This is a genomic window from Zoogloea sp. (assembly GCF_044344315.1).
Lineage (GTDB): Bacteria > Pseudomonadota > Gammaproteobacteria > Burkholderiales > Rhodocyclaceae > Zoogloea.
The window spans coordinates 1-20519 of sequence record NZ_JBIJDC010000082.1 but is presented as its reverse complement, the minus strand read 5'-3'; the positions used below and the strand labels follow the sequence as shown (position 1 = coordinate 20519).

Annotated in this window: 19 protein-coding genes and 1 pseudogene; 11 read left to right on the top strand and 9 right to left on the bottom strand. The window is 66.9% G+C overall.

What is annotated here, in order from left to right:
* The first annotated feature begins 72 nt into the window (after positions 1-72).
* The gene (locus ACIQ09_RS16035) at positions 73-627 is read left to right on the top strand and encodes an outer membrane beta-barrel protein (RefSeq protein WP_398312004.1); all 555 of its coding nucleotides are present in this window, start codon (positions 73-75) and stop codon (positions 625-627) included.
* A gap of 59 nt (positions 628-686) precedes the next feature.
* On the opposite strand, the gene trpE is transcribed toward ACIQ09_RS16035, so the two are convergent.
* From trpE to ACIQ09_RS16020, 3 genes are all read right to left on the bottom strand, one after another.
* A complete protein-coding gene (trpE, locus tag ACIQ09_RS16030; RefSeq protein WP_398312001.1) occupies positions 687-2159 on the bottom strand; it encodes an anthranilate synthase component I in 1473 nt (490 codons plus the stop codon).
* A 191-nt stretch (positions 2160-2350) separates the two neighbouring features.
* Entirely contained in the window at positions 2351-3022 is a 672-nt protein-coding gene (locus ACIQ09_RS16025) for a phosphoglycolate phosphatase (RefSeq protein ID WP_398311998.1), read from the bottom strand.
* Positions 3023-3071: 49 nt separating this feature from the next.
* Positions 3072-4247: an MFS transporter gene (locus tag ACIQ09_RS16020; protein WP_398311995.1), complete on the bottom strand. Its 1176-nt coding sequence runs from the start codon at positions 4245-4247 to the stop codon at positions 3072-3074.
* Positions 4248-4305: 58 nt separating this feature from the next.
* On the opposite strand from ACIQ09_RS16020, the gene ACIQ09_RS16015 reads away from it, so the two are divergent.
* The gene (locus tag ACIQ09_RS16015) at positions 4306-5292 is read left to right on the top strand and encodes a GlxA family transcriptional regulator (protein ID WP_398311992.1); all 987 of its coding nucleotides are present in this window, start codon (positions 4306-4308) and stop codon (positions 5290-5292) included.
* Positions 5293-5305: 13 nt separating this feature from the next.
* Here the strand turns inward: ACIQ09_RS16015 and rpe are convergent, their stop codons facing one another.
* Entirely contained in the window at positions 5306-5998 is a 693-nt protein-coding gene (gene rpe, locus ACIQ09_RS16010) for a ribulose-phosphate 3-epimerase (RefSeq protein WP_398311989.1), read from the bottom strand.
* Positions 5999-6148: 150 nt separating this feature from the next.
* On the opposite strand from rpe, the gene apaG reads away from it, so the two are divergent.
* From apaG to ACIQ09_RS15995, 3 genes and pseudogenes are all read left to right on the top strand, one after another.
* Positions 6149-6535 carry a Co2+/Mg2+ efflux protein ApaG gene (gene apaG / locus ACIQ09_RS16005; RefSeq protein ID WP_398311986.1) on the top strand — a complete coding sequence of 129 codons (387 nt, stop codon included), beginning with the start codon at positions 6149-6151 and terminating at the stop codon, positions 6533-6535.
* A 257-nt stretch (positions 6536-6792) separates the two neighbouring features.
* Positions 6793-8640 (top strand): annotated as a pseudogene (locus tag ACIQ09_RS16000) (PAS domain S-box protein); the annotation flags it as partial.
* The gene (locus ACIQ09_RS15995) at positions 8603-9232 is read left to right on the top strand and encodes an EAL domain-containing protein (RefSeq protein ID WP_398311983.1); all 630 of its coding nucleotides are present in this window, start codon (positions 8603-8605) and stop codon (positions 9230-9232) included. The pseudogene ACIQ09_RS16000 and the gene ACIQ09_RS15995, both read left to right, overlap by 38 nt.
* Positions 9233-9289: 57 nt before the next feature.
* On the opposite strand, the gene ACIQ09_RS15990 is transcribed toward ACIQ09_RS15995, so the two are convergent.
* Complete coding sequence (locus ACIQ09_RS15990; protein WP_398311980.1) at positions 9290-10123, bottom strand: ankyrin repeat domain-containing protein; 834 nt, start codon at positions 10121-10123, stop codon at positions 9290-9292.
* On the bottom strand, positions 10120-11655 hold the full coding sequence (locus ACIQ09_RS15985; protein WP_398311977.1) for a SagB family peptide dehydrogenase: 1536 nt from the start codon (positions 11653-11655) through the stop codon (positions 10120-10122). Before ACIQ09_RS15985 ends, ACIQ09_RS15990 begins: the two co-directional genes overlap by 4 nt.
* A gap of 433 nt (positions 11656-12088) precedes the next feature.
* Between ACIQ09_RS15985 and ACIQ09_RS15980 the strand changes: the two genes are divergently transcribed.
* The 6 genes from ACIQ09_RS15980 (at position 12089) to ACIQ09_RS15955 (ending at position 18812) form a co-directional block, all read left to right on the top strand.
* The gene (locus ACIQ09_RS15980; RefSeq protein ID WP_398311974.1) at positions 12089-13234 is read left to right on the top strand and encodes a methyl-accepting chemotaxis protein; all 1146 of its coding nucleotides are present in this window, start codon (positions 12089-12091) and stop codon (positions 13232-13234) included.
* 68 nt (positions 13235-13302) lie between these two features.
* Positions 13303-13944 carry a LysE family translocator gene (locus tag ACIQ09_RS15975; RefSeq protein WP_398311971.1) on the top strand — a complete coding sequence of 214 codons (642 nt, stop codon included), beginning with the start codon at positions 13303-13305 and terminating at the stop codon, positions 13942-13944.
* A gap of 22 nt (positions 13945-13966) precedes the next feature.
* Positions 13967-15781: an ABCB family ABC transporter ATP-binding protein/permease gene (locus ACIQ09_RS15970; protein WP_398311968.1), complete on the top strand. Its 1815-nt coding sequence runs from the start codon at positions 13967-13969 to the stop codon at positions 15779-15781.
* 108 nt (positions 15782-15889) lie between these two features.
* On the top strand, positions 15890-17056 hold the full coding sequence (locus ACIQ09_RS15965; protein WP_398311966.1) for a glycosyl hydrolase: 1167 nt from the start codon (positions 15890-15892) through the stop codon (positions 17054-17056).
* Entirely contained in the window at positions 17053-17310 is a 258-nt protein-coding gene (locus ACIQ09_RS15960; protein ID WP_398311963.1) for a MoaD/ThiS family protein, read from the top strand. The genes ACIQ09_RS15965 and ACIQ09_RS15960 overlap by 4 nt, the downstream gene beginning before the upstream one ends.
* A gap of 80 nt (positions 17311-17390) precedes the next feature.
* Entirely contained in the window at positions 17391-18812 is a 1422-nt protein-coding gene (locus ACIQ09_RS15955; protein WP_398311960.1) for an esterase-like activity of phytase family protein, read from the top strand.
* 54 nt (positions 18813-18866) lie between these two features.
* Here ACIQ09_RS15955 and ACIQ09_RS15950 read toward each other — a convergent pair whose 3' ends face one another.
* The 3 genes from ACIQ09_RS15950 to ACIQ09_RS15940 form a co-directional block, all read right to left on the bottom strand.
* On the bottom strand, positions 18867-19262 hold the full coding sequence (locus tag ACIQ09_RS15950; RefSeq protein WP_398311957.1) for a lysozyme inhibitor LprI family protein: 396 nt from the start codon (positions 19260-19262) through the stop codon (positions 18867-18869).
* A gap of 41 nt (positions 19263-19303) precedes the next feature.
* Complete coding sequence (locus tag ACIQ09_RS15945) at positions 19304-19624, bottom strand: hypothetical protein (protein ID WP_398311954.1); 321 nt, start codon at positions 19622-19624, stop codon at positions 19304-19306.
* A gap of 578 nt (positions 19625-20202) precedes the next feature.
* On the bottom strand, positions 20203-20519 hold a 317-nt coding region (locus tag ACIQ09_RS15940), incomplete at its 5' end, for an ISAs1 family transposase (protein ID WP_398311951.1).

The window sequence follows — 20519 nt, the reverse complement described above, 5'->3', positions numbered from 1 at the left end:
CGCGGTTACCGACAGGGGCTGGCCGGGCATGGGATAGTCAGGGCGCCTTCCACAACACAAGGAGAAAACACCATGAAAATCGCCCGCATCCTGATCGCCGCTGCCCTTGCCGCCACTGCTGCCGCCCCGGCCCTGGCCGGCGACTGGAAGTTTCTGCCCATTCTCGACAAGGGCTACAGCCCGGCCTTCGTCGCCTCCGTGACCGGTGGCCTGATGGACCCGAAGCACGTGGACAGCGGCACCGCCTGGGGCCTGGAGCTGGCCATGAACTGCGGCCTGCTGCAGACGCCCACCGGCATGGTGCGCACCAAGCTGTCCTACAACCGCTTCGACAATGACGGGCTGAAGCTGCAGACCGTGGAGCTGAACCCCCGCTGGACCACCCCGATTGCCCAGAACCTGACCCTGGGCGTCGGCCCCGGTATCGGCTGGGTCAAGTCGGATGCCGGCGGCCGTACCACCGACATGTTCGCCTGGCAGGTGGGTGCCGACCTGGACTACCGCATGAACAACCTGAACCTGGGCCTCGGCGCCCGCTGGCAGGACACCACCGACAAAAACATCGGTGGCGGCCACCACGGCGCCGACAACTGGCTGGTACAGGCCAAGGTCGGTATCGCGTTCTGACCCCGGCGTCACCGGCGGGTTAAGGGCAGGCCGCCTCCGGGCGGCCTTGTTCATGGCCATCACAGACGCGTATCGAGCCCGGCTTCGGCGATCTCGGCGGCGCGCAGCATGGCGCGGGCCTTGCTCTGGGTTTCCTGCCATTCGGCATCGGGGTTGGAGTCGGCGACGATGCCGGCGCCGGCCTGCACGTGGATCTGCCCGTCCTTGACCACGGCGGTGCGGATGGCGATGGCCAGGTCCATGTCACCGTGGAAGCCCAGGTAGCCCACCGAGCCGGCGTAGATGCCGCGCTTGGTCGGCTCCAGCTCGTCGATGATCTCCATGGCCCGCAGCTTGGGCGCGCCGGACACGGTGCCCGCCGGGAAAGTGGCGCGCAGCACGGCCAGGGCGTTGAGCCCGTCCTTGAGCTTGCCCTCCACGTTGGAGACGATGTGCATCACGTGGGAGTAGCGCTCGACGGTGAAGCGCTCGGTGACCTTGACGGTGCCGGTGCGGGCCACGCGGCCGCAGTCGTTGCGGCCCAGGTCGAGGAGCTGGGTGTGCTCGGCACGCTCCTTCTCGTCGGCCAGCAGCTCGGCCTCCAGGGCCTGATCCTCGTCATGGGTAGCGCCGCGCTTGCGGGTGCCGGCGATGGGACGCACGGTCACGTCGCCGTCCTCGAGGCGCACCAGGATCTCGGGGGACGCGCCCACCACCTGGAACTCCTCGAAGTTGAAATAGAACATGTAGGGCGAGGGGTTGAGGCTGCGGATGGCCCGGTACAGGGCCAGGGGGCTGGCACCAAAGGGCTTGCTCATGCGCTGGCTCAGCACCACCTGCATGATGTCGCCCTCGACGATGTAGTCCTTGGCCTTCTGAACCGCGGCCTTGAAGGCCTCCTCGCCAAAGCTGGACACCGCCTCGGCCGGCTCGGAGACCTGCTCGACCGGCACGCTCACCGGCTCGCGCAGCTTGCCCAGCAGCACCTTCAGGCGGCGCACGGCGCGCACGTAGGCGTTGGGCACCTCGGGCTCGGCGTAGACCACCAGGGTCAGCTTGCCGGAGAGGTTGTCCACGATGGCGATCTCTTCGGACAGCAGCAGCAGGATGTCGGGGGTGCCCAGCGCGTCGGGCTTCTCGGTTTTGGCCAGGCGCGGCTCGATGTAGCGCACGGTGTCGTAGCCGAAACAGCCCACCAGACCGCCGGCAAAGCGCGGCAGGTGGTCGCGGGGCGGCACCTTGATGCGGTCCATGAACTCGGCAACGAAGTTGAGGGGGTCGCCGTAGTCACGACGCTCCACCAGGCGATCGTTGGTCAGCAGCAGCACCGAACGGCCATGCACCTCGATGCGGGTCGAGGCGGCGAGGCCAATGATGGAATAGCGACCGAAGCGCTCGCCCCCCTGCACGGATTCGAGCAGGTAGGTGTTGGGCGCGTTGGCCAGCTTCAGGTAGACGGAGAGCGGGGTGTCGAGATCCGCAAAGGTTTCGAGGGTAACCGGGATGCGGTTATAGCCCTGGGCGGCCAGGGCGTTGAATTCGGCTTCGGTCATGGAGACTCCGGAAGTGCATGATGCTTTTTTCGCGAGGGTATCACGGGGCAGGCCCGCGACTGTTCAGGGCTGGCTCAGGCGAGCAGCCATGACCGGCCGCCGCATCCGCCAGAGCGGGGGATACGAACGGCAGGGAACTCCTCGACGAAGAACATGCGCTTGCGGGTCACGATGGGTGGGTGTCCGTGAATTCAGGTGAGGATGCGCGGCAGCGCATCGACGAGGCTGGATAGTAGCCCGTCACATTCGATGCTGTCCACAGGCCGGCCTTCACTGTAGCCGTAGGTGACGAGGAGCACCGGGATACCCGCCGCACGGGCCGCTTCGGCGTCATTGGCCGAGTCGCCGATCATCCACGCCGCAGCCGCCGGCACGCCCAGCTGGCTGCAGGCATGGAGCAGCGGCGCTGGGTGGGGCTTCTTGTCGGGCAGGGTATCGCCGCTCACCGTCACCCCGAAGAAACGGGCGATGCCGGTACGCTCCAGCAGCGGCCCGGTGAAGGCACCGGGCTTGTTGGTGACACAGGCCATGGGCACCCCTGCCGCCTCGAAGGCCGCCAGAGCCTCCAACACGCCGGGGTAGATCACGGTGCGCTCACCATTGACCACCGCGTAGTGGCGGCGGAAGGCCTCCACCGCCGCGTCCACTTCGGTCTCTTCTGCCGAACCGGATTCGGCCAGGCAGCGCCGCACCAGGTTGATCATGCCCTTGCCCACAAAAGTGCGGATCACCTCAATGTCGTGGGGTGGGCGCCCCAGCTCCACCATCATCCGGTGGCAGGCCTCGGACAGGTCGGGGATGGAATCGAGCAGGGTGCCATCCAGATCGAAGAGGACAGCAGTGGGGGCGCGGTGGACAGACATCGGGCAGCTCTTGACGGGGCAACAGGACAGCGGCGCAGCATACGGGAGATCAGCCCGCCGACGCCAGCCTGACGCGCCCACGCAGCAGGGCCCGTCCCAGGCAGGCCAGCAACACCAGCAGCGGGAGCGCCGTGAGCCCATTGACCAGAGCCCAGCCCAGCCGGTCCACCAGGGGCGCGGCGGCAAAGGTGGCCAGGGTCACCCCGGCAAACACCAGGCTGTCGTTGAGCGCCTGCAGCCGGCCCTTCTCCTCGTCCCGCCAGCGCTCGGCGAGGCGCGTGGTGGCCCCCACGTAGAGCAGGTTCCAGCCCAGGCCGACCAGCACCAAGGCCACCTGGAAGTGCCCGTAGCGGTCGCCGAGCAGGGCGATGCCGATGGCCGCCAGGCTGGCCAGCACGCCCAGGGCCATCACCGGCAACGCGCCAATCCGGGTGATCAGCCCCCCGGTGAGGAAGGACGGGGCAAACATCGCCACCAGATGCCACTGGATCACCGTGGCCGTGGCATTGAAATCATGGCCGGCACACAACATGGCCAGCGGCGTGGCGGTCATCAGCAGGTTCATGACGCCGTAGGCCACCACCGCAGCAGCCACGGCCAGACCCACGCCGGGGTCCGCCAGCAGTTGCCGTGCCGGCCGGGGCGATGCCTGGGCCTGCTGGCGGGGCGGCGGCGGCAGACGCAAGCGCCCGGCCGCCACGGCCGCCAGCACGGCCAGCGCCGCGAGGATCAGAAAGCTCGCCAGAAAGGGCGTCTCGAACAGGTGGCGGGTGGAGCGCGCCAGCCACGGCCCCAGAAAGGCCGCCAGCACTCCGCCGGTGAGAGTGAGGGACACAGCCAGCCCCTTGCGCACCGGCGGCACCGCTTCGATGGCGGCAAAGCGGTAGAACTGCCCCACCCCGCCCAACACGCCGATACCCAGGCCCGCCAGCACGAACAGGGGAAAGCTGCCCCAGGCGATGGCCAGCGCCGCCAGCAGCAGCCCGGCCACCCCCACCAGAGCGGCGCCGACGAACACCGGCCGGCGGCCGTGGGTGCCCATCAGCCGGGCCGCCGGATGCAGCACCAGCAGGGTCGCCAGGTACTGGGCCGCCAGGGGCAGGTTGGCCAGCCCGGCCGGCGCCGACAGCCCCACAGCCACCAGGGCCGAGCTGGACAGGACCAGGCCGACCAGGGTCATCATCAGGGCCTGGCTGAGGGCGAGAAGAAACACGTTGGCATTCATGGGGCGCTCCCGGAGACTTTGACGCCGCCATGGTCGCCGGCTAGAGTGGATGGCGTAAATGACAGAAAAACCACCTTTTCTGCCATTCAACCCCCTCTCGACCATGCCCCGCCCCATCAGCCTGCTGGTCTATCCCGGCTTTCAGATCCTCGACGCCGCCGGCCCCCTGTCGGCTTTCGAGACGGCCAACCGCTTCGGTGCCGACAGCTACCGGCTGGCCCTCGTGTCCCGGGACGGCGGCCCGGTGGCCAGCTCCAGCGGCGCCGTGCTGCTGACCCGCCCCGTGGCCGCTGACGAAGCGCCGGATACCCTGCTGGTGGTGGGTGGCGACGGGGTGGATGAGGCCTCCGCCTGCCCTGCCACGCTGGACTTGGTGCGGGCCACCAGCACCCGCGCCCGGCGCACCGCCAGCGTCTGCTCGGGCGCCTGGCTGCTGGCCAGCGCGGGGCTCCTCGACGGCCGGCGGGCCACCACCCACTGGCGGCGCACCTCACGCTTCAAGCTGCGCTTTCCAGCGGTGCAGCTGGATGCGGACCTGATCTATGTGCAGGATGGCCCGGTGTGGACCGCCGCCGGCATCTCGGCCGGCATCGACCTGACCCTGGCCCTGATTGCCGACGACCTGGGCGAGGCGGTGGCGCGCCAGGTGGCCCGGCAGCTGGTGGTGTATTACCGCCGCCCCGGCGGACAGTCGCAGTTTTCGGAGCTGGCCGAGATGCAGCCTGCCGGCGGGCGCTTTGCGGCCCTGCTCGACTACATCCGCCAGCATCTGGGCGAACGGCTGGATGTGGATGCTCTGGCGGCCCGGGCGTGCATGAGCCCGCGCCACTTCTCCCGGCGTTTTACCGAGGAGATGGGCGTGACGCCGGCGCGGGCGGTGGAAAAACTGCGGGTGGAGGCCGCCGCGGCGGCCCTGGAGAGCGGCACGGAGGCCGTGCAGAAGATCGCCCGGGACTACGGCTTTGGCGATCAGGAGCGGATGCGCCGGGCCTTTCTGCGCACCCTGGGCCGGCCGCCCTCCGCCCTGCGGCGCAAGTCGGCCTGACGCCCGAAGCGGATCAGACCCCGGCCAGGGCGGCGCGCAAGTTGGCCAGCACGCTGTTGTAGCGCTGGGGGTCGCTGTCCTTGCCCGCCCCGAACACGGCCGAGCCCGCCACGAAGGTGTCGGCACCGGCACGGGCGATCTCGGCGATGTTGTCCACCTTCACGCCCCCATCGATCTCCAGCAGGATCTGGCGGCCGGTACGGGCCGTGTAGGCATCGATCTTCGCCCGCGCCTCGCGCAGCTTGTCGAGGGTGCCGGGGATGAAGGACTGGCCGCCGAAACCCGGGTTCACGCTCATCAGCAGCACCACGTCGAGCTTGTCCATCACGTGATCCATCCAGTTCAGCGGCGTGGCCGGGTTGAACACCAGGCCGGCCTGGCAGCCGCTGTCCCGGATCAGGCCGAGGGTCCGGTCCACGTGATCGGAGGCTTCCGGGTGGAAAGTGATGATGTTGGCGCCCGCCTTGGCGAAGTCGGGCACGATGCGATCCACTGGCTTGACCATCAGGTGCACGTCGATGGGCGCCGTGGTGCATGGGCGGATGGCCTCGCACACCAGCGGGCCGATGGTCAGGTTGGGTACGTAATGGTTGTCCATCACGTCAAAGTGGACCCAGTCGGCGCCGGAGGCGATCACGTTGGCGACTTCTTCACCCAGCTTGGCGAAGTTGGCGGAGAGGATACTGGGGGCGATGCGGAAGCTCATGGCAAGTCCTGGCGGGGAGAACGCGGAGGTGCGGAAGTGTACCCGCCCGGCCTGCGCTGCGCCAACGCCGCGGCCCCTTGCCCCCGGCGTGGTTGCGGCACGGGCACAATTCGGCTTCAATTGAAGCCCCAACGCGCTGCATCCAAGACAATGACCACCAGCAAGGAACAGGACGCCATCGAAGTCAGGGCCGTGGCCCAGTACATTGAGGAGCAGTCCAGCATCGAAGCGAACCGCTACGTCTTCGCCTATCGCATCACCATCCGCAACACCGGCCAGGCCCCGGCCCAGCTGGTCAGCCGGCACTGGATCATCACCGATGCGGAGGGCGCGGTGCAGGAAGTCGAAGGCGCTGGCGTGGTCGGCAAGCAACCCCTGCTACGCCCGGGTGAGCAGTTTGAATACACCAGCGGCTGCACCATCGCCACCCCGGTGGGCACCATGAAGGGTAGCTACCGTATGGTGGCCGAGGACGGAAGTCGCTTCGATGCACCGGTGCCGGAATTCACCTTGGCCATGCCGCGCACCCTGCACTAAAACGGTGCCGTCGAGGCACCACAGCAGGTACAACAGGATCACAATCCGCATCATGGCGGTGCAAGGCATGCTGCTTGCCGCATGTTCCGCGGGCCATCCACGGGCATGAAGTTTGCCTGACTCCGCACCACGATCACGCACCACAAGCTCGAAACGTGCCCCCACTCTCCGGACGCCAGCGCCGCACCAGCCTTCTCACCGCCCAGGCCCTGGACAGGACGCGGGTGCTAGACACCCTCGTGAACAATCTGGAGGGCATGGTTTACCGCTGCCTGGACGACGCCCAGTGGACCATGATCTTCGCCAGCCAGGGATGCACCGCCCTGACCGGCTACACCCCGGCCGACATCGTCAACAACGCGAAGCTATCGTGGGCGTCGCTCACCCACCCGGACGACCTGGCATGGGTAAGCGCACAGATCCGGCAGGCCATTCAGGAGGGGCGGCGATTCTGCCTCGAATACCGCATCGTCACCCGCTCCGGCGAACTCCGCTGGGTCGTAGAACGCGGCATTGCGGTGCCTGATGAAGACGGTCACACGGTAATCGAGGGCTTCATCGAGGACGTCACCCCGCGAAAGGTGACCCTCGAAGCCCTGGAGCACACCGAGTTGCGCTATCGCCACATCTTCGAGTACGCCTCGGAAGGCATCTTCCAGACCACTCAGGACGGGCACTACCTGGCCGCCAACCCTGCCCTCGCCCGCCTCTACGGCTACGCCTCGCCCCACGAACTGATGGCCGACCTGTCGGACATCGAGAGCCGGCTCTACATCGAGCCAGGTCGCCGCGACGTCTTCCGCCACATCATGGAAACCCGCGGCGAGGTCATCAACTTCGAGTCGGAAGTGCGCCGCCGGGACGGCTCGCGCATCTGGATCTCCGAAAACGCCCACACGGTGCGGGACGCCAGCGGCCGCTTCATCTGCTACGAGGGCACGGTGCAGGACATCTCCGAGCGCCGCCACGCGGAGGAACACCTGCGCCTGCTGGCCACCGTGTTCTCCAACAGCAACGAGGCCATCATCGTCACCGACGCGGCCAACCGCATCATCGCCACCAACCAGGCCTTCACCAAACTCACCGGCTACACCCAGGACGACGTGGCCGGCCGGGACCCGTCCATGCTCTCCGCCGGCCGCACGCCGCGGGAGGTGTACCGGGACATGTGGGCCAGCCTGGAGAGCACCGGGGCATGGCAGGGCGAGCTATGGGACCGCCGCAAGTCGGGCGAGCCCTATCCCAAATGGCTGTCCATCTCGCTGGTGCGCGACGAGCACGGCCAGATCCAGAACTACATCGGCAACTTCATCGATATTTCCGAGCTGAAGGCCTCCGAGGAGCGCATTCGCCACCTGGCCCACCACGACCCCCTGACCGATCTGCCCAATCGCTTCAGCCTCAACGAGAAGCTCGAGCAGGCGGTGGGCTTCTGCACCCGCAAGGGCGTGCAGATGGCCCTGATGCTGATCGACCTGGACCGCTTCAAGGCGATCAACGACACCGTCGGCCATCATGTGGGCGATGAGCTGCTGGTGCAGGTGGCCCGGCGCCTGAGCGCCACGGTCCGCAAGAGTGACATCGTGGCGCGCCTGGGAGGCGACGAGTTCGTCGTGGTGCTGCCCGGGGTCGATTCACCCGCCGATGCCGCCCACGTGGCCGACAAGATCGTCCAGACCATATCGGCCCCCTACCAGGTGGGTGGGCAGGAGCAGCGCACCTCGCCGAGCATCGGCATCTGCATCTACCCGGACGACGCCACCGAGATCGGTGATCTGCTGAAGAACGCGGACATGGCCATGTACCACGCCAAGGCCAAGGGGCGCGGCAACTACCAGTTCTTCACCGAGAACATGAACGTCGCCATCATGCGGCGCATCGCCCTGGAGTCGGAGCTGCGGGTCGGCCTGGAGCGCGGACAGTTCGTGCTCCATTACCAGCCCCAGCAGGACCTGCGCAACGGCCGCCTGGTGGGGGTGGAGGCACTGGTGCGCTGGCAGCACCCCGTGCGTGGCCTGGTTCCGCCGGCCGAGTTCATCCCGGTGGCGGAAGAAACCGGCATCATCGATGCGCTCGGCGACTGGGTCGCTGCACGAGGCCATGCGCCAGCTCGCCGAGTGGCGCACCCGGGGGCTGACCGACCTGCGCATGTCCATCAACCTGAGCACCAGCCAGTTTCTCGACAAGACCCTGCCGGCCCGGGTGGACGCCCTGCTGGCCCGCCACGGACTGGCCGCCAACCTGATCGACCTGGAGGTGACGGAGTCCGTCTCCATGGCCTCTCCCGACGAGACCATCGAGGTCATGCGCGCCCTCACCCAGCGTGGCCTGACCCTGTCCATTGACGATTTCGGCACCGGCTATTCGTCCCTCGCCTACCTCAAGCTCTTCCCCATTCGTACCCTCAAGATCGACCGATCCTTCGTCAAGGACATCGAGACCGACCCCAGCGACGCCGACATCTGCGACGTCACCGTACTGCTGGCCCATAAGCTGGGCCTGGAAGTGGTGGCGGAAGGCGTCGAAACCGAGGCTCAGCTCAAGTTTCTGCGCAGCATCGGGTGCGAGAAGATCCAGGGCTACCTGATCAGTCGGCCACTGCCCGGCGAGCAACTGGAAGGCCTGCTCCGGCAACCGATGCAAGAGTGGACCAAAGAGTGGACCAGCGGTGGTGTGGAGCTCTGGCACGCCAGCTGAACCGGACAGGGGCTGACGGCTCCCCCGTCGCCAGCCCCCGCGCTCTCCCGGAAAAACTTAGCGGGCGGTGTGCCGCAACAGGTGGAGGCACTCGACGGTGGACGACAGATCCACCGCGCAGGCGTCGTCGTCATTGCGGATCCACGGGTCGGCCCCGGCCGCCAGCAAGGCTTCGACGATCTCCGGCCGGCCGCTCGACGCCGCATACATCAGGCAGGTCGCCCCCACGTCGTTGCGGTTGTTCAGGTCGATAGCGGCGGCCACCAGCACCCGGATGGCGGCCGGCTCCCGCGATACGCAGGCCAGCCACAGGGCGTTGTTGCCATCGCCGTTGCGCAGGCTGACGTCGGCTCCGGCTTCCAGCAAGGCCTCCATGAGGTCCGGACGGCCCAGCAAGGCCGCCCGCATCAGGGGCGTCAGGCCGTGCTCCCGGGCCTGGTTCAGGTTGTCGTGATCGAAACCGAACTCGTCCAGAAAGGCGACCAGCGCCGCGCTCGCCTCCGCAGGCAGGGCGGGCGCCCGCCGTTCGCCCTCCCGCACCATTAGCGCGCCCTCAAGCGGCTCGAAGCCGCCATCCACGCTATAGACCTCGGCGTAGTGGAAGTCCGCAAACATCCCCGCGTACGCCTGGCTGGCATTGCCGTGATAGCAGTAGATGAGCACCGGCGCCGCCCGCGGAACACGCCCGAACACCTCACCCAGCGCCGCCTCGGTCAGGTGCTCGGCCCCGTCCACGTGACGATCCTCGAAGCTGCGCCGATCACGCACATCGAACAAGGCCAGGTCTGGCAACTGGCCGAGGCGCGCACGGTAGATCAGGTCGGCCGCCCGGCTGGCATCAATGCGCAGGAAGCCACGGCGGTGGCGGGTTGGGGTAGCAGTGTTGGTCATGATGCGGGGTTCTCGGCAAGGGCCGGGTAGGCCGGCGTCGTCTCGATGCGTTCGTCGTCCACCGGCAGGCCGATGGTGAAGTGATAGAGGCTCTGGAAATCCGGGGTGGCGACTCTGGCGGCCTCGTGCACCGGGTCGTCGAAAAAGCAGCCGATACCGGTGCCGCGCAAACCCATGGCCTCGGCCTCCAGGTAGAGGCGTTGGCCCAACAGGCCGGCCTCCCGCAGCAGGTCCCGGTAGACCGCGGGCTGCGCCTCCACGAGGGGGCCAAAGGGCGCCAGCATGCCTACGGCCAGGCAGGCGCTGGCGGCGATGTCCTGGTGGCAATGCAGGCTGCGGGCCACCCGCCGCAGCTCCACCGGCGCCAGCCTCTGCAGACATATCAGCCCGCCCGGCCCTGGCTGCGGCAGCAGGCTGCCCCCCTCACCCAGGCTATCGCACAGCGCCGGCCCCCAGGGGCCGCGGGGCAGCAGGTACAGCCCGGCCTCCATCCCCTCGACCCGATGCACGAAGAACAGCAGGGACAGCCGTGTATCGACGTCCCCGGACAGCGCGTCGAGGAGCTGGGCGAAACCCGCGGCGCTCATCACATGGGCGGCATCGAAGCGCTGGGCGCTACGCCTGGCGAGGATGCGCGCTGCCGGCTGGAGACGCGGGAGCGGGCCGGCGATGGGCGGCAGGCCGCAGTCATCGGGGCGCCGGGTGGCCAGCGCCACCTCGGCAATGAGCGGCCAGTGGAACATGGGGAAGGGGTCGATCACACTGGCCACGCCTTGCCACACCGCAGTGACAGCCGCAGCCCGCAGGGCCGACGGAGCATGGGCTACGCCGCCGCGGCCCAGATCCAGGGCGAGCAGCATCTCAGCCTCCTCGCGGCTCACGTCAGCACGCCAGCCGGGAAAATCCTCATCCCGATCCACCCCCAGCAGCGCGGCCAGGGTTTCGGTGCCGACCCGCAACTGTTCCACCGGCCGCCAGCCCAGCAAGGCCGACGCATAGCGCAGGGCGCCCAGCGCATGGCCGGTGTCCAGCTGACAGTAGCGAAAGGCCCGCTCACTGTACTTCCAGGCCTCGCGCCACATCACCGTGGTCAGCCCCACCGCCAGCGCCGGTCCCGCGGCAAAGGGCTGCGGGTGTTGCGCCCGCAGTTCCAGTGCGTGCCGATCCGGCAGGTAGTGGTACAGCCCGTCTTCAAGCCCCGTCACACCTGCCACCAGCACATAAGCTTCCACTGGGTGAAGATTGCCGCTGGACGGATTGGCCCGCACCGCCCACCGGTCTGGCCCCAGAGTCTTCCAGGCGGTCAGGCCAAAGGAGAGATGCAGGAGGGCACCGATGGACGCCAGATCCGGCACCGCCGGGCGAAGGGGCGCCATGCCCAGCGCATCGGCCCTGGCCAGGGGTAGGTCGATCACCGGTGTGCCGGCAAAATGGCGGAAGGGCTCGGGGCGTGCGTCCCAGTCCAGCGTCGTCGGGCCGGCGGCATAGGCAAGGAAGCGGTGCTTGGTCCGATCCTGATAGATCCCGACCACCTGCCCTGCAGGAAGGGCAGCCGAATCAGATCCGGAATGTAAGGGTGGAGACGTTGTCATGGGAGGGGGATGAAGAGGGCAGAGAAGTACAGCAAGATCAGTGCCCAGCCATAGAGAAAGCTGACTGCGCCGGGAGCACTCGCCACTACAAGCCGCGCCCGCACTGGTCTCGAGAACCATCGTCCCAAGAGTACGCGCTCCGCCCCATCACCTTGCGCCGGCACGTTTGTCGACTTCCAGACAGGACAAAACACAAGCCGTAGCTCACCAACTGCTGACATTTATCAAAAAGCACCCCATCGCTGGCAAATTTATGCCAAGAAATCGCTACGCCTGCCGTAATAAAAGCGACGGAAGCAAGCCCGACTGTCCGCGACAAGCCGGCCGAATATCGAAAGCCGACATATCAATAAGAGAAGAGTGGATCACGCCCATGTGGATCAACCGCAAACAGTACGAGCAACTCCAGACCGACCTCCAATCCTCCGCAGCCCGCGAGCAGGCACTGCAGAACGAACTCAACGCACTGCGCAGCGAAGTTGATGCCCTGCGCAACGCCCAATCTGAAAAGCAGCGTCACTGTGACCACCTGCTGGCCGTTGTGCAGCGCATGTCCGAGTTCGGCAACTCCCTATCCGGCGCCCAGGGCAGCCTCGGCGAGATGGCCGGCATCCTGCGCAACGAGAAGGTCAAGGCCGTCGAGGCTGCCCATGTGTCCCAGACCAGCGGTCAGGCCACCACCGAGATTGCCGAGAACCTGCAGCGCCTGGCTGTCGAGTCCCAGAGCTCGGCCCGCGAAGTGGACACCCTGGCCCAGCGCGCCGACGAGATCAGCGCCATCGTCAAACTCATCCATGGCGTCGCCGACCAGACCAATCTGCTGGCCCTCAACGCCGCCATCGAAGCGGCCCGGGCCGGCGAGGCCGGGCGCGGCTTTGCCGTGGTGGCCGACGAGGTGCGTAAGCTGGCCGAGCGCACGTCCACCGCCACAGCCGAGATCTCCACGCTGGTGAGCCGCATCCGCGAAGATTCCACCCGTGCCCGCAACAGCATGGAATCCCTGTCCCAGGCCGCCGGCCGCTTCAGCGAACGGGGTCAGAAGGCCACCGAAGACATGAAGCTGCTGATGGCCCTGTCGGGCAACATGGAAGGCGTGATCGCCGGCAGCGCCATGAAGAGCTTTGTGGAAGTCGCCAAGATCGACCACATCGTTTTCAAGTTCCGCATCTACCTGGCGGTCTTCGGGCTGGCGAATCTGAAGCCGGGCGAAGTGTCCACCCATACGACCTGCCGCCTGGGCAAGTGGTATTACGAGGGCGAAGGGCAGGCCTGTTTCAGCCGCATGCCCGGATACCGCGAGATCGAACCGCCCCACGTGGAAGTCCACCGCGCCGGCGTCCAGGCCCTCGAAGCCCTCGCCGACAACGACATGACCGGTGTGCTGCGCTACCTGGACAGCATGGAAAGCGCCTCCATGCGCGTCCTCGAAAACCTCCAGCGCATGGGTGAAGCCGCCATGAACGACCCCGCGGCCCTGTGCATGGGTGACGATCACGACCACAGCCACCACCATCACTAAGCCTTCCGGGCCGGCCGGTGCCGGCCCGCATTGACTCCCCCGCCCCGGCCGCCCAGAATCTGGGCGCCATGCCAAGCCTCGACACCCTCCTCGCCTTTCTAGGCATCTCCATCCTCATCACCCTTGCACCCGGCCCTGACAACCTGATGGTCATCGGTCGGAGTCTGGCCCGTGGACAGCGCGCCGGCCTGGCCTTCGGCCTCGGCTGCGCGGCCGGCTGCGTGACCCACATCGCCTGGGCGAGCCTTGGGGTTGCAGCGCTGGTGCGGGCCTCAAACGGGCTGTTCCTGGCCGTCAAGCTGGCGGGTGCGGCGTGGCTGCTGTGGCTGGGCATCCAGGCCCTGCGCAGCGGTGGCAGCCTCACGCCCGCCTCGGGTGGGGCGCCCCGCTCCGGCCTGCAGGATTTTCGCCAGGGCTTTGTGGCCAATGCGCTGAACCCCAAGGTGGGGCTGTTCTTCCTGGCCTTCCTGCCCCAGTTCGCCGATCCGGCCCGGGGCCCGGTCAGCCTGCAGATGCTCGTCCTCGGCCTCGTTTTCGCTGCCCAGACCATCCTGATCTTCGGCGCCATGGCCCTGGCCGCTGGCCACCTCGGGCGGCTGCTGGCACGCCGCCCGGGCATGGGCCCCTGGCTGGACCGCCTGTGCGGCCTGCTCTTCATCGGACTCGCCGCCCATCTGGCCGGCGACAGCCTCATCCCAAACAAGCACTGAACAAGAACAGAGAAAGAAGCCCATGCGACGCTCCCCCTCCGGCGCCCAACCCCTGCCTGCCAGCGGCGACCGCCACGACTGGCAGACCATCAAGAAGCTCGTGCCCTACCTGTGGGCCTACAAGTGGCGGGTGCTGTTTGCCCTCAGCTGCCTGATCTCGGCCAAGTTTGCCAACGTCTCCGTGCCCTTGATCTTCAAACAGCTGGTGGACGGCCTGGACATCACCCGCGAGCAGGCCGTCATCGTGGTGCCCGCAGCCCTGCTGGTGGCCTACGGCGCCCTGCGCTTCTCCACGTCGCTCTTCACCGAGCTGCGCGAAATCGTCTTCGCCCGGGTCACCCAGGAATCGGTGCGCGAGATCTCGCTGCAGGTCTTCGGGCACCTGCACGCCCTGTCCCTGCGCTTCCACCTGGAACGCCAGACCGGCGGCCTGACCCGGGACATCGAGCGCGGCACCCGCTCCATCGGCAGCCTGATCAGCTACACCCTGTACTCCATCCTGCCCACCTTCGTGGAGATCAGCCTGGTCATCGGCATCCTGCTGGTGAAGTACGAACCCAGCTTCGCCATCATCACCCTGGTCACCCTGGTGCTGTACGTCACCTTCACCTTCAAGGTCACCAACTGGCGCACCGCCCTGCGCCGCGAGGCCAACGAACTCGACTCCGCCGCCAACGCCCGGGCCATCGACAGCCTGATCAACTACGAGACGGTGAAGTACTTCAACAACGAGGCCTTCGAAACCCGCCGCTACAACACCGAACTGGCCAAATGGACCGCCGCCCAGATCAAGAACCAGAAATCCCTGTCTCTCCTCAACATGGGCCAGGCCGCCATCATCGCCGTCGGTGTCACCGCCATGATGTGGCGCGCCGCCCTGGGCGTGGCCAACGGCAGCATGACCCTGGGCGACCTGGTGCTGGTCAACGCCTTCCTGATCCAGCTCTACATCCCCCTCAACTTCCTGGGCGTGCTGTACCGGGAGATCCGCCAGGCCCTCACCGACATCGAGCGCATGTTCGGCCTGATGGGCACCCACCGGGAAGTGGCCGACGCCAGCGATGCCCATAGCCTCGCCCGGGGCCCGGCCAGCGTTCATTTCGATCACGTGGGCTTTGCCTACGAGCCCTCCCGCCAGATCCTCCACGACGTGGACTTCGCCATTCCCGCCGGCAAGACCGTGGCGGTGGTGGGCCACTCCGGCTCGGGCAAATCCACCCTCGCCCGCCTGCTGTTCCGCTTCTACGACGTGCAGGGCGGCGCCGTGCGCATCAACGGGCAGGACATCCGCAGCCTCACCCAGGACAGCCTGCGCGCCGCCATCGGCATCGTCCCCCAGGACACCGTGCTCTTCAACGACACCCTGTTCTACAACATCCAGTACGGCCGCCCGGAAGCCAGCAAGGCCGAAGTCGAAGCCGCCGCCAGCGCCGCCCAGCTCGAAGACTTCATTGCCCGCCTGCCCGATGGCTGGCAGACCCGCGTGGGCGAGCGCGGCCTCAAGCTCTCCGGCGGCGAAAAGCAGCGCGTTGCCATCGCCCGCACCCTGCTGAAGAACCCGGACATCCTGATCTTCGACGAAGCCACCTCGGCCCTCGACTCCAAGACCGAAAAGGCCATCCAGGCCCAGCTCGACGCCGCCGCCCGGGGCCGCACCACCCTGGTCATCGCCCACCGCCTGTCCACGGTGATGAACGCCGACGAGATCATCGTGCTCGATCAGGGCCGCATCCTCGAACGGGGTGGCCACGCCGAGCTGCTGGGCAGGAACGGCCCCTACGCCCAGATGTGGCGCCTCCAGCAGGAAGAACGGGAAGCGGAGGAAGAGACCGCCTGAGCCCAGCACCGGCGCCGGGCGCCATGGCGTGATTGACAGACGGGTGCCCCACGGGTGCATCATCGACAACCCATCCACCGCGTCATCCCACCGGCAGAGGAGTGCGTCATGACACAGCACCTCGGAGCCCCGGCCACGCCGGGAGAAACCATCCTGATGGTGGCCACCCGCAAGGGGGCCTGGCTGTATTTCTCGGATGCCGAACGCCAGGCCTGGCGTGTAGACGGCCCCCACTTCCTCGGTCACACCATTCACCACATGGTGCTCGACCCCCGCGACGGGCGCACTCTCCTGGTCGCGGCCAAGACCGGCCACCTGGGCCCCACCGTCTTCCGCTCCACCGATTTTGGCCGCAGCTGGCAGGAGGCCGCGCGGCCACCGGCCTTCGCCCCCGCGCCGGAAGGCCAGGAGGGGCGCGCCGTGGACCACAGCTTCTGGCTGACCCCGGGCCACGTCAGCGAGCCGGGCCTGTGGTACGCCGGCACCTCGCCCCAGGGCTTGTTCCGCTCCACCGACGGCGGCAACACCTGGGCCCCCGCCTCCACCATCAACGACGACCTCCAGTACCGCAAATGGATGGGCACCGTGCAGGACGGCACCCCCGACGGCCCCAAGCTGCACTCCATCATCGTCGACCCACGGGACGCCAAGCACCTCTACATGGCCATGTCCGGCGGCGGCGTGCATGAATCCAGCGATGGCGGCCAGACCTTCGCCCCCCTGGTCGATGGTCTGCAGGTCGTCGAAGGCTTCGACCCCGATGACGTGAGCTTTCACGACCCCCATTGCATCCGGCTCTGCCCCTCCAACCCCGACCGCCTGTACCAGCAGAACCACTGCGGCATCTACCGCCTCGACCGGCCCTCAAGCACCTGGGCACGCATCGGCAAGGCCATGCCGGCCGACGTGGGGGATATCGGCTTCCCCATGGTGGTGCACCCGCACGACGCTGACTGCGCGTGGGTCTTTCCCATGGACGGCACCAGCGTCTGGCCCCGCACCAGCCCGGGCGGCAAGCCGGCGGTGTATGGCACACGGGACGGCGGCACCAGCTGGCAGCGCCTCGACGCCGGCCTGCCCGCCAGCCAGGCCTGGTGGACGGTGAAACGCCAGGCCATGAACGCAGACGCCCACAACCCGGTGGGGGTGTATTTCGGCACCAGCAGCGGCGAACTGTGGATGAGTCGTGACGAAGGCCGGCAATGGGAATGCATTGCCCGCCATCTGCCCGAAATCTACGCGGTGGAAACCGCCACCCGGGCCGGGCCGGCGTGAAGATCCTCATCCCCAGCGCCCTGCACTCCTACACCGGCGGGGCCCGCGCCGAGGCCGAGGGCCAGACCCTCGCCGATGTCCTGGCCGATCTGGACCGGCGCTACCCGGGCATCCGCTTCCGCATGATCGACGAGCAGAACCGCATCCGGCGCCACATCCGCTTCTTTTCGGGCAACACCCAGGTTTTCGATCTGGATCACGCCTTGCCCGCCGCTGAAGAGCTGATCATCGTGCAGGCCCTGAGCGGAGGCTGAGCAGCGCGCAACACAGGCGTCAAGAGGGCGTAACACGGGCTGGTTAGCGTTGCTGGTTTATCCATTCTCCGGAGCCACCCATGTTCGCCAAACGCCTGCTCGCCGCCGCCATCCCGGCGGCCCTCGCCCTGCCCTTCTCCTTCAATGCCCACGCCGGCGTCTCCCTGATCGGCATTGGCCAGATCAGCGGCTCCGATATGTCGGGCCTCAACGGCCCCCTCGAAAACGGCGCCCCCGCCAACACCCTCGGCGGGCTCGGCTCCGCCATCGCCTGGGCCGGCGGCGACACCTTCCTGCTGACCCCCGACCGCGGCCCCAATGCCAGCGCCTGGAACAGCAGCGTCGACAACACCACCAGCTGGATCCCGCGCTTCCAGACCCTGAATCTGGGCCTCAGCACCACCGCCTTCAGCGCCGGCAGCATCACCTCCCTTAACCCGGTGCTCAATTCCACCACCCTGCTGTCCAGCAGCGCCGCCCTCAACTACGGCAGCGCGCCGGTGCTCACCGGCAGCAATGGCGAGCACTACTTCACCGGCCGCTCCGACGCCTTCGCCACCGGCACCTCCACCAACCCGAACAACGCCCGCCTCGACCTGGAAGGCATCCGCGTCGCCGCCGACGGCAAGAGCGTCTACATCTCCGACGAATACGGCCCCTACATCTACCGCTTCGACCGCAGCACTGGCGAACGCACCGGCGTGATCACCCTGCCGGAGAAGTTTGCCGCCACCACGCCGGCCGCCACCGAGAGCAGCGAAATCGCCGCCAACACCAGCGGCCGCGTCACCAACAAGGGCATGGAAGGCCTCGCCATCACCCCCGACGGCAAGACCCTGGTCGGCGTCATGCAGAGCCCCCTGGCCCAGGACGGAGGCACCGCCGCCAGCACCGTGCGCATCGTCACCATCGACCTGGCCACCGGCAAGGTGACCCACGAATACGCCTACCAGCTCGACAACATCGGCACCGCCGCCAAGCCCAAGTACGGCTCCATCAGCGAAATCGTCGCCATCAACGACCACGAATTCATCATCGATGAGCGCGACGGCAAGGGCCTCGGCGACGACTCCAAGGCCGTCCAGAAAAAGCTCTACACCATCAACCTGAGCGGCGCCCAGGACGTGAGCAATGACACCGGCGCCGCCGCCCTCACGGGCAAGGCCGTCACCAAGACCCTGTTCGTCGACCTCGTCGCCCTGCTCAAGGCCAACGGCTACACCGACCGGACCATCCCCGCCAAGATCGAAGGCCTCGCCTTCGGCCCCGACGTATGGGTGGACGGCGTGCTCCAGCACAGCCTCATCGTGGTGAATGACAACGACTTCCTCGACATGGTGGACGTCAATGGCACCCTCACCGCCAACCCCAACCAGTTCTTCGTACTGGGCATCACTGGCGACGTCTTCGCCGACTTCCAGGCCCAGAAAATCCCCGAACCCGCCACCCTCGCCCTGGCGGCGCTGGGGCTGACGGGCTTCATGCTGCGTCGCCGGAAGTAAGCACCGCGCCGCACGACCCTCACCCGCCCGTCCGGCGGGCGAGGGCCACTTCCCCTAGGGCTTGCCAAAGCCCTCCAGCTCCCGCGCACGGGCCGCGGTCACTGACAGAAAACAGTGATTGGCCTCCACCCGGGCCATCGATCCCCCCTCCGGGTCGGCATAAAAGCGGCAGTTGGCCTCACGAAACTTGAGCCACAGACGCTGCACCCCCTGCAGCTCATCCCGCCGCGCCACCGGCAGATCCGCCATCACCGCCTTGTAGGCCTTGTTCAGGCGCACATCCTGGCGCTTCACCTCGGCATCGATGCACTCGACCATGCCCTGGGTCACCCCACCCGACTTGTCCATGCAGGCAGAAAACTGCCTGGAAAAGCCGCTGTCATCCGCCATCACACAGGTTGCCGCGCCGACCAGCGCCAGCCCCACCATCCACGCCTTGCACCTTGTCACTGCACTCTCCTTGTGGAAAAGCCCGGAGCAACAAAGCCAATTCATGGCGACACCCCGCGGCCCCGCCAGCGTACCAGCCCCAGCGCAACCAACCACGCCAGCCCCAGCCAGAAGGCCACAATGAAGCACCAGCCGAAAACCGTTGGCGCACACCACCCCCAACCACAGGCCCCGTCATTCACCAGCAAACCCGGCACCCCGAGGGCGTGAAAGAGATAGACCGACAGGTAGGGCAGCGCCACCAGCACCCCGACGGGGCTATCGAGGTAGGACGGCCAGAACAAGGCGGGTGACAGAACGAGGAAATACGCGCCGACGAGGAAGGCGAAGACGGCGATGGGGCGGTGGAAGTGATGGGTCACTGGAGCCTCATACTGAAGGGGCCATGGTCCACTTACACAGAGCACCCGGCCACAAAAAAATCGTGGTGATCAGTCTGACAAATAGGCAGATGGAACGATTAACCATCGTGACGAAAAATCTCTTCCAGCCTTGAGCGAACCCGCCGCATCAATCAACGAGTTTCCGATAAATAAAGATCGTCGAATTGTTGAAAGAACGACAACCGGCTTCAGCATCTGCTCCCCCAGGCGCCGTGGACGCAAGCCCTCCCCACCTACCACAACGCACCCTGTGACTGCCTACAACCTGGATATCCCCGTTTTCTCCTGCGCGTGAAATTCGATATTCGCCATAGGAGACAGAAACGCCACCTCCAGAATCCGGGTGCTGCACGGGTTTTCGGACATATCTCGACACAAGCACGCCTCCCGCACACCCGACCAGGACTCCATCATATCTAGTAAATGCATCTACTCCCTCTCGACCATTTGTCGCTGCGACGTAAATTCCGTCAGAGCGACTCTCTACTGTCAAGACCACATCCATCTCCCTATCCCTCAGATAGGTCTCCAGGGCTCCCGCAGCTACCCATCCGACATCAATCCTCCTCCTCCTCATCGCCGTCGGTCTCTGGCTCAACCGCCAACCCCAGCAATGCACCCCGAAACTCATCCGAGGTCGCAGCCAGCAATCGCTTGGTCTTGATGCTGGTTTTGACCGAGGTGTTCAACCGGATCAGGTTCAACGCGATATGGCGCACCAAGGCGAGGTTATGGGCAACGTGGCCGGTGCGAGCGCGTGCGTAGTCATCGCCAAACTGAACATCCAGGCACCAGTGCAACCGGTTCTCCACTTCCCAATGGCTGCGCACGGTGCGCATGAACTTCTCGGCATCCGGGGCCAGGCTGCTGATGT